Annotated in this window: 12 protein-coding genes and 1 pseudogene; 6 read left to right on the top strand and 7 right to left on the bottom strand. The window is 70.6% G+C overall.

Annotation, left to right across the window (positions count from 1 at the left end; genetic code table 11):
* Positions 1-105: 105 nt before the first annotated feature.
* The 6 genes and pseudogenes from AB0J04_RS43465 to AB0J04_RS43440 form a co-directional block, all read right to left on the bottom strand.
* Positions 106-481 (bottom strand): annotated as a pseudogene (locus AB0J04_RS43465) (Uma2 family endonuclease).
* 167 nt (positions 482-648) lie between these two features.
* Positions 649-1,428 (bottom strand): succinate dehydrogenase iron-sulfur subunit, encoded by a 780-nt coding sequence (locus tag AB0J04_RS43460; RefSeq protein WP_363174243.1) that lies wholly within the window; start codon positions 1,426-1,428, stop codon positions 649-651.
* Positions 1,428-3,182, bottom strand: coding sequence for a succinate dehydrogenase flavoprotein subunit (gene sdhA / locus AB0J04_RS43455; protein ID WP_363174242.1), 1,755 nt, complete (start codon positions 3,180-3,182; stop codon positions 1,428-1,430). The genes AB0J04_RS43460 and sdhA overlap by 1 nt, the downstream gene beginning before the upstream one ends.
* 19 nt (positions 3,183-3,201) lie before the next feature.
* Entirely contained in the window at positions 3,202-3,684 is a 483-nt protein-coding gene (locus AB0J04_RS43450) for a succinate dehydrogenase hydrophobic membrane anchor subunit (RefSeq protein ID WP_363174241.1), read from the bottom strand.
* Positions 3,685-3,689: 5 nt separating this feature from the next.
* Positions 3,690-4,070, bottom strand: coding sequence for a succinate dehydrogenase, cytochrome b556 subunit (gene sdhC, locus AB0J04_RS43445; protein WP_351908706.1), 381 nt, complete (start codon positions 4,068-4,070; stop codon positions 3,690-3,692).
* A 248-nt stretch (positions 4,071-4,318) separates the two neighbouring features.
* Positions 4,319-4,873 (bottom strand): 2-oxo-4-hydroxy-4-carboxy-5-ureidoimidazoline decarboxylase, encoded by a 555-nt coding sequence (locus tag AB0J04_RS43440; protein WP_363174240.1) that lies wholly within the window; start codon positions 4,871-4,873, stop codon positions 4,319-4,321.
* 243 nt (positions 4,874-5,116) lie between these two features.
* Between AB0J04_RS43440 and AB0J04_RS43435 the strand changes: the two genes are divergently transcribed.
* Positions 5,117-6,721, top strand: a complete 1,605-nt coding sequence (locus tag AB0J04_RS43435; protein ID WP_363174244.1) for a glycoside hydrolase family 20 protein — start codon at positions 5,117-5,119, stop codon at positions 6,719-6,721.
* Positions 6,722-6,911: 190 nt separating this feature from the next.
* Positions 6,912-7,466 carry a hypothetical protein gene (locus tag AB0J04_RS43430; RefSeq protein WP_363174239.1) on the top strand — a complete coding sequence of 185 codons (555 nt, stop codon included), beginning with the start codon at positions 6,912-6,914 and terminating at the stop codon, positions 7,464-7,466.
* 15 nt (positions 7,467-7,481) lie between these two features.
* On the opposite strand, the gene AB0J04_RS43425 is transcribed toward AB0J04_RS43430, so the two are convergent.
* A complete protein-coding gene (locus AB0J04_RS43425) occupies positions 7,482-7,949 on the bottom strand; it encodes a DUF1877 domain-containing protein (protein WP_363174238.1) in 468 nt (155 codons plus the stop codon).
* Between the two features lie 137 nt (positions 7,950-8,086).
* Between AB0J04_RS43425 and AB0J04_RS43420 the strand changes: the two genes are divergently transcribed.
* The 4 genes from AB0J04_RS43420 (at position 8,087) to AB0J04_RS43405 (ending at position 12,172) form a co-directional block, all read left to right on the top strand.
* Positions 8,087-8,488, top strand: coding sequence for a hypothetical protein (locus AB0J04_RS43420; protein WP_363174237.1), 402 nt, complete (start codon positions 8,087-8,089; stop codon positions 8,486-8,488).
* A gap of 221 nt (positions 8,489-8,709) precedes the next feature.
* Positions 8,710-9,354: an RNA polymerase sigma factor gene (locus tag AB0J04_RS43415; RefSeq protein WP_363174236.1), complete on the top strand. Its 645-nt coding sequence runs from the start codon at positions 8,710-8,712 to the stop codon at positions 9,352-9,354.
* A gap of 130 nt (positions 9,355-9,484) precedes the next feature.
* Positions 9,485-10,240, top strand: a complete 756-nt coding sequence (locus AB0J04_RS43410) for a hypothetical protein (protein WP_363174235.1) — start codon at positions 9,485-9,487, stop codon at positions 10,238-10,240.
* 420 nt (positions 10,241-10,660) lie between these two features.
* Positions 10,661-12,172 (top strand): ATP-binding protein, encoded by a 1,512-nt coding sequence (locus AB0J04_RS43405; protein ID WP_363174234.1) that lies wholly within the window; start codon positions 10,661-10,663, stop codon positions 12,170-12,172.
* Positions 12,173-12,593 lie beyond the last annotated feature (421 nt).

Raw genomic sequence — 12,593 nt, 5'->3', positions numbered from 1 at the left:
TACGTCCAGTACGAGGACTTCCGGCCGGCACGCCGAGAGCACGCACCGGACGCCGCTCCTTGACGGGCAAACGTTGCCTGCCGCGGCACTAGTGGTGACAGAGGCTCAGTCGCTCGTCTCCGCTCGTCCTGCGTCCAGCAGCCGGCTCACGTCCAGGACGACCTTGCCGCCGATCGATTCGGGCAGCGTGACCGAGTCGCCGGCGGTGTGGACGTGATGGGTCGCGTAGCTGTCCCGGACCGGTTCGGTGAAGACGTGGAGGCGCTGATGCCGACGGTCGATGATGACGTAAACGGGGATCTTGGCCTTGGCGTAGGACGTGACCTTTGCCCGGAGGTCGAGGGCCGTCCGGCGCTGGGCCCACGAGGTTCTGGCCTCCGACGATCTCGACGCGGTAGCCCGGGTTGCGCTCCATGAGCCGGTTGGCTTCCGCGATGAGCGGACGATCGCCGTAAGGCCGCTCGACGGGTGCAGCGGACATCAGGTGCCTCCTGTGGTCCGGTTTCGCGAGCATCATCGTAGGCCGGACGCCACCCCGATGTCCCTCTTGATCAGGTTCACCCGATCGGGGCGTTTGAACGCCCGAGGGCCCCGCCCCCGGTCACAGAACCGGGAAACGGGGCCCTCGGGGGCGTAGCGCAGAAGTACTCAGAAACGGCGCGTGATCAGCGCCTTCTTCACCTCGGCGATCGCCTTGGTGACCTCGATGCCGCGCGGGCAGGCGTCCGTGCAGTTGAACGTGGTGCGGCAGCGCCAGACGCCGTCCTTGTCGTTCAGGATCTCCAGGCGCTGCTCGCCCGCCTCGTCACGCGAGTCGAAGATGAAGCGGTGGGCGTTCACGATGGCCGCCGGGCCGAAGTACTGGCCGTCGTTCCAGAACACCGGGCAGGAGGAGGTGCAGGCCGCGCAGAGGATGCACTTCGTCGTGTCGTCGAAGCGCTCGCGGTCCTCGGCCGTCTGGAAGCGTTCCCGCGTCGGCTCGTTGGTGTCCTTCGTGATGAGGAAGGGCATCACGTCGCGGTACGCCTGGAAGAACGGCTCCATGTCGACGACCAGGTCCTTCAGGACCGTCAGGCCCTTGATGGGCTCGACCGTGATCGGCTTCTCGGGGTTGATGTCCTTGATCAGCGTCTTGCACGCCAGGCGGTTCTTGCCGTTGATCCGCATCGCGTCCGAGCCGCAGATGCCGTGCGCGCAGGAACGGCGGAAGGTCAGCGTGCCGTCGATGTCCCACTTGATCTTGTGGAGGGCGTCGAGGACGCGCTCCTTGGGGTCGATCTCCAGCTGGAAGTCTTCCCAGGTGGCCTCCGCCGAGACCTCGGAGTTGAAGCGGCGCACGCGCAGGGTGACCGTGATGTAGGGAGAGTCGGCGAAGCCGGGCTCGGGCTGGCCGGCCGCGTCCGCCTTGTCCAGAACAGGGGTTGCCATCAGTACTTACGCTCCATCGGCTGGTAGCGGGTCTGCACGACCGGCTTGTAGTCGAGACGGACGGTCTCGCTGCCGTCGTCGCCGACCTCGCGGTACGCCATGGTGTGGCGCATGAAGTTGACGTCGTCGCGGTTCGGGTAGTCCTCGCGGTAGTGACCGCCGCGGGACTCCTTGCGGGCCAGCGCCGACACCGCCATGACCTCGGCCAGGTCGAGCAGGTTGCCCAGCTCGATGGCCTCCAGCAGGTCCGTGTTGAACCGGCGGCCCTTGTCCTGGATCGACACGTTCCGGTAGCGCTCGCGCAGCTCGGCGATCTTCTCGACCGCCGTCTTGATCGTCTGCTCGGTGCGGAACACCATGACGTTCGCGTCCATGGTCTCCTGCAGCTCGCGCCGCAGGACCGCCACCCGCTCGGTGCCCGTGGAGGCGCGCAGGTGCTCCACCTGGTCGATCACCTGCTGCGCGGGGTTCTCCGGCAGCTCGACGTAGTCGGCCCGCTGGCTGTACTCCGCCGCCGCGATGCCCGCCCGCTTGCCGAACACGTTGATGTCCAGCAGCGAGTTGGTGCCCAGCCGGTTCGCGCCGTGCACCGACACGCACGCGACCTCGCCGGCCGCGTACAGACCCGGGACGACCGTGGTGTTGTCGCTGAGGACCTCACCCTGGACGTTCGTCGGGATGCCGCCCATCGCGTAGTGCGCGGTGGGCTGGATCGGGATCGGGTCCGTGTAGGGCTCGATGCCGAGGTAGGTGCGCGCGAACTCGGTGATGTCCGGGAGCTTCGCGTCCAACTGCTCCGGCGGGAGGTGCGTCAGGTCCAGGTAGACGTGGTCGCCCTCGGGACCGCAGCCGCGGCCCTCGCGGATCTCCGTGTAGATGGAGCGGGACACGACGTCACGGGACGCGAGGTCCTTCATGACCGGCGCGTACTTCTCCATGAAGCGCTCGCCGTCCTTGTTGCGCAGGATGCCGCCCTCACCGCGGGCGCCCTCCGTCAGCAGGATGCCCATGCGCCAGATGCCGGTCGGGTGGAACTGGAAGAACTCCATGTCCTCCAGCGGCAGCCCGCGGCGGTACACCGCGGCCTGGCCGTCACCGGTCAGCGTGTGCGCGTTCGACGTCACCTTGAAGAACTTGCCGGTGCCGCCGGACGCGTAGATCACGGCCTTCGCCTGGAAGACGTGGATCTCGCCGGTCGCGAGCTCGTACGCGACGACGCCCGACGACTTCTTGACGCCGTCTTCCTCGGTGATCAGCTGGTCGAGGACGTAGAACTCGTTGAAGAACTCCACGCCGTGCTTGACGCAGTTCTGGTAGAGCGTCTGCAGGATCATGTGGCCGGTGCGGTCGGCCGCGTAGCAGGACCGGCGGACCGGGGCCTCGCCGTGGTTACGACTGTGACCGCCGAACCGGCGCTGGTCGATCGTGCCGTCGGGCGTCCGGTTGAACGGCAGGCCCATCTTCTCCAGGTCGAGGACGGAGTCGATGGCCTCCTTCGCCAGGATCTCGGCGGCGTCCTGGTCGACCAGGTAGTCACCGCCCTTGATCGTGTCGAAGGTGTGCCACTCCCAGTTGTCCTCCTCCACGTTGGCCAGCGCGGCGGCCATGCCGCCCTGCGCGGCGCCCGTGTGGGACCGGGTGGGGTAGAGCTTGGTCAGCACGGCGGTGCGGCTGCGCTTCGTCGACTCGATCGCGGCGCGCATACCGGCGCCGCCCGCGCCGACGATGACGGTGTCGTACTTGTGGATCTTCATGATTCTCGCAACCCCGTGCCTAGCGGATGTTCGGGTCGAAGGTGAAGATCACCAGCGTGCCCAGCAGGATGGTGAACACCGTGGCGGTGTAGAGCAGGCCCTTCAGCCACAGCCGGGTGTTCGCGCGCTCCGCGTAGTCGTTGATGACCGTGCGCAGGCCGTTGGCGCCGTGCAGCATCGCGAGCCACAGCATCAGCAGGTCCCAGAGCTGCCAGAAGGGGCTTGCCCAGCGGCCGGCCACGAAGGCGAAGCCGATCTTGGAGACGCCGCCGTCCAGTACGAGCTGGATCAGCAGGTGGCCCAGGACCAGGACGACCAGGACGACGCCGGACAGGCGCATGAACAGCCATGCGGCCATCTCGAAGTTGCCCCGGGTGGACTTCGGGGTCTTCTTGGTGCGCTTGCGCGGGGCCTCGATGAAGGGCGCCGGGTTGTCCACGTCGTAGACGGAGCCGTCCTCGACGGGGCCGATGCCGGCTGCGGTGGTTTCAGTGGTGGCCATCGGTGTCAGCTCCCGAACAGTTCACGAGCGGCGTGCCCGAGGACGGGGTAGATCGCCCCGAGCATCAGCACGAGCCACAGGCCCACGACGCTCCAGAGCATCTGCTTCTGGTAGCGCGGGCCCTTCGACCAGAAGTCGACGGCGATGACCCGCAGACCGTTGAGCGCGTGGAAGAGGATGGCGGCGACGAGGCCGTACTCGAGCACGGCGACGATCGGGGTCTTGTACGTGGCTACGACCTTGTCGTAGTCCTCGGGGGAGACACGCACGAGAGCGGTGTCCAGCACGTGTACGAACAGGAAGAAGAAGATGAGGACGCCGGTGACTCGATGAGCCACCCAGGACCACATTCCTTCCCGGCCGCGGTACAGCGTTCCAGCCGGCACGGAAGAACCCTCCGGGAGCGGGGATTGGGGCCTGCCGGCTTCGGCGTCGGACGGGCCCGGCCGGGTACGGTCCTCCGGCCCCCAGCATCGTAGCGACGCGCTGGCGCTGGGCTTACGCCGGGAGTACCGGTGTGATCAAACTGGCACGCGTATGGGTGAGGTTTGCGGCATCTGGGGTGAGGTGATCCGTTATCGGCCGGGTGTCGCGCCGTCGTGGCTGGTCACGCCCCGGCGTGCGGCCGCTGATGTCACAGCCCCGCGCCCCTCAGGGAGTCGGTCAACCGCTGCTTTGCCAGTCTGCGGAGTTCCTCTGCTGCCACGACCCGCTCGTCCTCCGGATCGTTTGCCAATCGTGATCGGATGGCTTCGAGGATGTGGTCCAGGGACTCGTCCTGCGGCACGCCGTCCAGGCAGATGACGAACGTGTGTCCGAATTTCGCCTCGTAGGCCGCGTGGGCCGCGCCCAGCGCCATGTGCGCCGCCTCGTAGGCGTCCTCGGGCAGTGCGGGCAGGTCCTCCGCCGCCAGCGCCTCCGCCAGGTCGCCCGGGGTCAGGTCGTAGGCGGCCTCGTCGGAGGCGGCCAGGAGGGCCTCGAGCGTCGGGTAGGGGCGGTGGTCCGCCACGCGGCGGGCCCAGCGGAGGCTGCGCAGGCAGGCGAGGAGGGTGCGGTGCGCCGCGTCGGCGGAGGCGGAGTTGAAGCCGTCCAGCAGAGGTGCGGGTGAGGTCCGGGTCTGTGCCGGTATGGCGAGGCGTCCGGAGAGGTGGGAAAGGCGGTGCGCAGGCAGCGTGGATCCTCGCGTCACGAGTGAGGTGGCAGGGGATGCAGTGAAAGATGTGTCGTCACGTTACCGAGAGCGGTCAGTACGTGTCTGACGGATGCCTGAATTTCACCCGAACGAGAGAGTTTCAGAACGTGTCATGGACTCCATCGCGCGGTCTTCGGCGCGCCTGCGCCGGATGAGCGTCGTACGGTTGGCGGAGTGAGCAGGCACAGGCATCGGAAAGACCGGCAGAAGTCGCGGCGGAGGGTCGTCCCCCGGGCGCTGCTGGCAGGCGGGCTGGTCGCCGCGGTCGGCGTGGGGACGGGGCTGTGGGCCTCGTCCGGCTCCGGAGGCGGCGACGGGACTCCGGCCGGGTCGGCCGCCTCCCAGCAGGCCGCCGCCGCGACCTCCGCGGGAACCTCGGCCGCCGCCACGGCCGCGAGCCCGACGCCCAGCCGCTCCTACGCGCTGTCCACCACCCCTCGCACCATCCCCGCCGTCCGCTCCCACACCCCGGCGCGCGGCCCCGGCTGGCGTCCGGCGACCGCGAAGCGCGTCGTGGTGAGCGACTCCCGGCTCGTCGACGAGGGACGGCTGATCGCGGGCGAGCTGGGAATGACGTACGCGGGCGAGAAGGACGACGTGCGCGCCGGTGACCTGCGGCTGGCGCTCAACGACGACGAGGGCGCGAACCCGGAGTCGTACACGATGACCGTGCAGGGCGGGCGGGTCACCGTCAGCGGGCCCTCCGACACGGGCGTCTTCTACGGCACCCGCACCCTCAAGCAGGAAGTGCACAGCGGCGGTACGGCGCCGGAGGGCGTCGTCCGCGACCAGCCGGCCAAGCCGCAGCGCGGGTTCATGCTGGACATCGCGCGCAAGAACTTCAGCGCCGCCTGGATCGAGGACCGGGTGCGCGAGCTCGGCGACCTGAAGTTCAACCAGCTCGGCCTGCACTTCTCCGACGACCAGGCCTTCCGCATCGAGTCCGACACCCACCCGGAGATCGTCGCCAAGGAGCACCTCACCAAGGCGCAGGTGAAGAGCATCGTCGCCCTGGCGGCGCAGCGGCACATCACCGTCGTGCCCGAGATCGACTCGCCCGGGCACCTGGGGGCCGTCCTCGCCGCCCACCCCGAACTCCGGCTGCGCAACGCGAGCGGGTCGGCGACCCGCGGGGCGATCGACATCTCCAAGGACGCCTCCGCGAACCTCCTCGACGACCTGCTGAACGAATACGCGGGACTGTTCCCCGGTGCCTACTGGCACCTCGGCGGCGACGAGTACCAGGCCCTCACCGTGTCCAGCCCCGCCGCCTCCTACCCCCAGCTCGCCGCCGCCGCGACGGCCCGGTACGGCGCCGGCGCGGGCGTCGCCGACCTCGCCACCGGCTGGCTCAACGACCGCGCCGACACCGCCCGCGCCCACGACCGGACCATGCGGGTGTGGAACGACGGCTTCTTCCGCGGGACGTCGGTGAAGCCGGCCTCCGACCTCGTCGTCGCGTACTGGACGGGCAAGGAGATCGGGGCGCGGAAGCCGGTGGAGTACCTGAGCGCCGGGCGCAAGGTGCTCAACTACAACGACGAGTACCTGTACTACGTCCTCGGCGAGCCGCAGACCTTCGTCTACCCGACCGGGCAGCGCATCTACGAGCAGTGGACCCCGCGGGTGCTGCGCGGCACGACGCCGGTGGCCGCGAAGTACGACGCCCAGATCCTCGGCGGCTCCCTCGCGGTCTGGTGCGACCTCGCGAACTCCCAGACGCAGGCGCAGGTCGCCGCCGGCATCCGGATGCCGCTGCGGGCGACCTCGCAGAAGCTGTGGGACGCGGGGACTCCGGACCTGACCTGGACGCAGTTCAAGGCGCTGGCGGGACGGCTGGGCTGACGCCCGGACTGACGCCCGGACTGACGCCCGGACTGAAGCGCGGACTGACGCCCGGACTGAAGCGCGGACTGACGTCCGGGCTGAAGTCACGGTTGGCCGAAACCTCGCCTGTGACACTCCCGGCCCGTCGCACGCAGTAAGGGGAAGTGCGGGCTCCGTTAAGGTCGGCGCCCTGGCGAGGGAGGCGTGGATGAGCCTGGTGGAACTGATCGCTCAGGCCGACGAACGCGGACTGGCCGCCAGCGGGCTGGCTTGTTTGGATCGGTGCGTGCCGCTGCTCGGGGGCGACGACGACATCCTCCGACCCCTGTGGGGAAACCTCACGGAATCCTCCGACGCCGCCGACTGGGGCGAGCTGCTGGAGCAGGCGCGCGGCCGGCTGGAGTGCCCCGGGGAGGACGGCGACGAGGCCGTGCTGCTCGTCCGCCGGATGCTGGCCGCCGCCCCGGACGACCGCTTCGACGCCGGCGTACGGATGTGGGCCGACGCCTGCTCCGTCGCCTCGCTCCAGATCCACCGCCTCCTCGACCGGCCCGTGGACGCCTCCCCGGTCGACTCCCGCCGCGAAGGCCGTACGGAGGGCATGTCGCCCCTCGTCGCCGCCGAACTGCGCCGCCAGATCACCGTCCTGGAAGTGCTCGCCGGCCACGGCGCGGGCGGACTGCGCCGGGCGCTGGAGGTGTCCACGGAGGGCCGCCGGGTGCTGCGCGCGGTGGTGTCCCGGCGGGCCAGGGGACGTAGGTGAGCGGGGCCGGGCTGCTCATGGCACGGGCATCAGCCGCTTGACGACGGCGTCCCGGTGCCGGGCGGTCGCGGTGTAGAAGGCCGTCAGCTCCCGGTGCGCCGAGGCGAAGGCGGCCCGGGTGCGGGTCTCCTCGGCCGCGCCGCCGTAGCGGGGGAGCAGCTCGGCACGGGCCGGGCGCCACAGGTCGTCGAAGTCGCTCTCCGCGAGGAAGCCGGCGACCCGGATCGTCTGGGCCACCGTCAGCAGCACGCACGGCGGCTCCTTCGAACCGGCCCGGTGGACGTGCTCCCCGCCGAGCACGACAGGGGCGTCGGGGTAGAGCAGCTGGTGGTCGCCGTAGCGGCCGTCGAGGGTCCGCGCGCGGTGCCGGTTCATCCGGTTCCGCACGGTGTCCTGGTCGTCGTCGAACAGCTTCCGCAGCCAGGTCGCGCTGTTGCGCAGTGCCGCAGGCGGCACGGCGCGGAGCTGGAGGTACGCGCTCATCACTCAAGGAGCGCACGGGAGCGCGGAAGCATCACTTCTGTGCTCGTCGTGCGGGGGAGCCGGGCCGGTTCTGCGCCGGTCTCGGGGAGGGCCCGGACGCGAGTGACAAAACACGGCCTGACCTCGCTCTTCTGAGTGTGACGCGTACGACGACCGAGCAGACCGGACCGCCGCCGCCCCGCCCCTCCGCCGCGACGAGACCCGTGCGGTGGGCCGCGGAGGCGGTGGCCGCCGCGCCCGACGGCATGCGGCGCCACCTCGACCACTCCGCGCAGAGCCTGTGGCGCGTCGACCGCCTGATCGAGGACCTGCGGCGCGCGGCCACGCCCTACGCCGCCGCGGCGGACACCCTGCGCGGGCTCGGCGCCTATGCCGGCGAGGTGATCGTCCGGCAGACCGGCGCCGAGTGGTGGGCCGCGGGCGGCGACCACTGGGTCCGCACCCCCGACGGCCGCCTGTGGGAACCCCTCGACGAGGCCCGCCGCTGCTTCGGCGGCCACGGATCGCTACGGCTGCTGTGCCGGGACGCGATGAGATGAGACGAGGGGACGCGGGGGCGTCCTGTGATGTTTCGCGGGCGCCGTCCGCTGGGACTGGGGAGAGCCGATCCGGCGCTCCCCGGCCGAGCGAAGGGTGCGCACGCTGTGACACTTCTGTGTGGTCCGGCGCTGATGACCGTGGGAGCGCGGCCGCGTCAGGACCCGGCGTCCGGCGGGGGAGTCGCGCGCCCGCAACGAACTCCGTACGAACGAGGACAGTCTTGGGCCAGGGAGGGGAACCCCGGCGCGCACAGCCGTACGACGGGGAACTGGGCGCGGCGGTGGCACGGGCCCAGGACGGCGACGAGGCGGCGTTCGCCGTCGCGTACCGGATCGTGCAGCCCGGACTGCTCGGCTATGTGCGCGGCATCGTCGGCGACGACGCCGAGGACGTCGCCTCCGACGCCTGGCTGGAGATCGCCCGGGACCTCGGCCGGTTCAAGGGCGACGGTGCCGGCTTCCGCGGCTGGACCGCGACCATCGCCCGGCACCGGGCCCTCGACCACCTGCGGCGGCTGCGGGTGCGGCCGCGCTCGGCGGTGCTGGAGCAGGACGCCGTCCTCGACCTGCCCGGGCCGCACAGCACCCACGACCAGGCACTGGAGTCCCTGTCCACCGAGCGTGCCCTGGACCTGGTCCGCGGGCTGCCGCGCGACCAGGCCGAGGCGGTGCTGCTGCGGGTCGTGGTCGGGCTGGACGGCCCCGCCGCCGCCCGCGTCCTCGGCAAGCGCCCCGGCGCGGTCCGCACGGCCGCGCACCGGGGTCTGAAACGGCTCGCCCGCCAGCTCGGCGTCGAGGACGCGGGTGACGGCGCGGGCGAAGGTGTGACGGATGACGGCCCCCGGACGCTGGGGGAGTCGAGGTGAACGGCGGCGGCCACGGCCCGTATCGATCAGGAACGGCGAACGTTCCGACGAAGGTTCCCACGAACATTTTCACGGGCAATCACGCGAACGAACCGAACAGAGAACGAACCGGACAGAGGCGGACGCGGACATGGGTGAACGGATGAGCGGCGGCGCGGACCGCGGCCGTCGGCGTGCGCACCCTGGCGACGCCGGATCCGGACCGCACGGCGAAGTGGAGGCGCTGCTCGCGGCGGCCCTGCGCGAGAGCGACGCCCCGGACGCCGTACGGGACACCGGCGAGCTGCGGGCCGTCGCCGCGTTCCGGACGGCCCGTGACGAGGGCGCGCTCCGGGCCGCCCGTACCCGGCGCCGGGACGACTGGCGGCCGCGGGCGGCCCGGCACACCGCCCGCTCGCTGCGGACCACGCTCTCCGTGGCGGTCGCCGGCCTCGCACTGGGCGGCGCCGCGTACGCCGCGATCGGCTCCGCCACGGACGGCGGCGACGGCGACGCCCGTCGCCCCGAGGCGACGGCGACGGCGTCCGAGGCCCGGTCCGCCGCCCCCTCCGGGGCCCCGGACGCCCCCGCCGGCCGCGAGCGCCCCGCGAACGCCAAGGACACCGAAGCCCATTGCCGCGCCTACGAGAACGTACGGGGGACGGGCAAGGCGCTGGACTCGACGGCCTGGCAGCGGCTGGTCACGGCGGCGGGCGGCGAGGAGAACGTCCCGGCGTACTGCGCGGCGCAGGGCGGGCCGAAGGCCGAGAAGACGCCGAACGCAGAGAAGTCCGCGAAGCCCGAGAAGTCCGCGAAGCCCCAGAGGCCCGAGGCCACCCACAAGGCCGCGGACAGGCCGACGAACGAGACCGCGAACGGGGCCTCGGACAGGGCGACGGGCAAGTAACTCCTTGTGCCAAGGCAACGGCCGAAGCCGCCACCCCTGGCCTTCCTGGGTCATAAAGGGCCTCTGAGCAGGCATTTTGTCGTCTGGATGCAGGTTTTCGTTTACCGCCTGGTCCAGCCCCCGTCCAGGTGTTTCTGACCGTTCCTGGCCGCTACTGGTCACGCGTCGGCCACGCGGCCAACCGTCGGCTCGGCCCCTGCGGGCTGTCGCGCGAGAAGTGGATGTCTCGCTGCTGGAGGGTGCTGCTTCGTGCCCATCGATGGGTGCGACGGGGCGCTTGAATCCGGGGATTCCATCGGTCGCGTCATCCCGCCCAATCCCCCGAGGTCGGCTGCCGAGGCCAAGGAGAACTCCAGTACGACGCTTTCTGTCGAAGTAGACCTAGACGAAATTCGTCGTAGTCGGGGTGCAGGAGGGTGAGTGAAGAAGAGCCTGCCGGCCAAGCCGGAGGACGTGGTCGACCGGGACCGGGAGTGGGATCTGCTCGCGGAATTCGTCACTGATCCGGACCCGGCGATGCGGCTCGGCATCGTGTCCGGGCGGCGGCGGCATGGGAAGTCGTACCTTCTGCAGGCCCTGTCCGAGCAGGTCGGCGGCCTGTACGTCACAGCGGTCCGGGAGGAGGGGCGACTTCCTGCGATCCAGCGGTTCAGTGACGCGGTCGCCGCCCACGCCGGCCTGCGGACAGGGAGCCTGCGCCTGACCGACTGGCGTGACGTCCTGTCCAACGCCCTTGAGGTGACCGCCCGTTCGGCACACCCGCTCCTGGTGATCGACGAGTTGCCGTATCTGCTCCAGCACTCGCCCGAGATCCCGGGACTGCTGCAGCATCTCTACGACGAGCGCCAGCGCGGCGCCCGGCCCGGTGCCGGGCCGGGACCTCGGCTGATCCTGTGCGGCTCGACGATGAGCGTCATGCACGAACTGCTCTCGGGGACCAAGCCGCTGCGGGGACGTGCAGTGGTCGATCTACGGCTGGGGGCCTTCGACTACCGCGACAGCCGGGACTTCTGGCAGATCACCGACCCGCTGACGGCGCTGAAGGTGCACTCGGTCCTCGGCGGAGCCCCCGGCTACCGGCCGGTGGCTGCCCGTCCGCATCCCGACGACGGCTTCGACACCTGGCTTACCCGGACGCTGCTCGATCCGGGACGTGCGGTGTACTCGCGTACCGAGACCGAGTACCTGCTGCGCGAGGACCCGAGGATCACGCAGCACACGCTGTACTACGACATCCTCACCGCGATCGCGCAGGGCGCCACCACCCCCAGCAAGATCGGCGCCGCCCTGGAGCGCCCGCGCAACGCCGTCGCCCACCCCCTCGGTGTGCTGGAGTCGACTGGCTACATCCGGCGAGAGCAGGACATCCTGCGTGCCCGGCACCGGCACCCGGGCATCACACTCGCCGACCCGGTCATCCGCTTCAATCAGCTGGTCACCCTGCCACAGGCCGGCGCTGTGGAGCAGGGTTTCGCCGAGCAGGTGTGGCAGCAGGCCGCACCGACCTTCAACTCCAAGATCCTTGGACCGCACTTCGAGGACCTGGCCCGCGACTTCACCCGCCGCTACGCCCACACCCTGCTGCCCGGCGGACTACCCGGGCCGGTGGGCACCACCGAGGTCGCCGACCAGGCCGCCCGGACGAAGCACGAGGTCGACGTCATCGCCCTGGCCGCCGGCGAGCGCCCGCAGGCTCCCCGCGCGAGGATCGCGCTGCTGGGCGAGGCCAAGGCGACCGCCGCCCGCCGGGGGACCGGTGACCTGGAACGCCTGGAACGCATCCGTGCCCTACTCGCCGATCAGGGGTACGACACCGCTGCCGCCACTCTGGCCCTGTACTCACTGCACGGCTTCTACCCCGACCTGGTCGACCTGGCCGACCGTCGTGACGACCTCCTCCTGGTCGATTTGCCCACCCTCTACAGCAGCTGACACCAAGAGCGGCCAGTCTTCGGACCAGTCAGACACGGGTGCCTGCACGCACGCCGCGTAGGGGGTGGCCGGCGGCAGCCGGTATTGGACCAGGCTGTGGTGGCTGGGTTCGAGCAGTTTCTCGATGCGGATACCAGCGGCGCGGAGGACCTCGACCACGGCCCAGGTGCAGAAAGCACGCTCGCCCTCAAGCCTTAGATCGCGGCGTTACCGTGGCGGGCGGGCTGGAGTTGCCCGACGGAGCCAGTAGAACTCACAGAGTGTCCGATCGATCAGCGCGGGGGATGAGTTTCCTGGCGGTGATCGGGCTCCTCTTCACCCTGAGCCTCTAGTGCCGCGGCAGGCAACGTTCGCCCCGTCGCGACGCCCGGCACGCACTCTCGCCGCACCGGCCGAAAGCCCAAGTACGTCCAGTACGAGG

It is taken from the genome of Streptomyces sp. NPDC050263, from assembly GCF_040655955.1.
Taxonomy (GTDB): domain Bacteria; phylum Actinomycetota; class Actinomycetes; order Streptomycetales; family Streptomycetaceae; genus Streptomyces.
This window is presented reverse-complemented; position numbering and strand designations above follow the sequence as displayed.

Excerpts from the sequence above, each read along its gene's own strand:
- AB0J04_RS43460 (WP_363174243.1), bottom strand. The coding sequence starts at position 1,428 with ATGGCAACCCCTGTTCTGGACAAGGCGGACGCGGCCGGCCAGCCCGAG.
- sdhA (WP_363174242.1), bottom strand. The coding sequence starts at position 3,182 with ATGAAGATCCACAAGTACGACACCGTCATCGTCGGCGCGGGCGGCGCC.
- AB0J04_RS43450 (WP_363174241.1), bottom strand. The coding sequence starts at position 3,684 with ATGGCCACCACTGAAACCACCGCAGCCGGCATCGGCCCCGTCGAGGAC.
- AB0J04_RS43430 (WP_363174239.1), top strand. The coding sequence starts at position 6,912 with ATGAGCCTGGTGGAACTGATCGCTCAGGCCGACGAACGCGGACTGGCC.
- AB0J04_RS43425 (WP_363174238.1), bottom strand. The coding sequence starts at position 7,949 with ATGAGCGCGTACCTCCAGCTCCGCGCCGTGCCGCCTGCGGCACTGCGC.
- AB0J04_RS43410 (WP_363174235.1), top strand. The coding sequence starts at position 9,485 with ATGGGTGAACGGATGAGCGGCGGCGCGGACCGCGGCCGTCGGCGTGCG.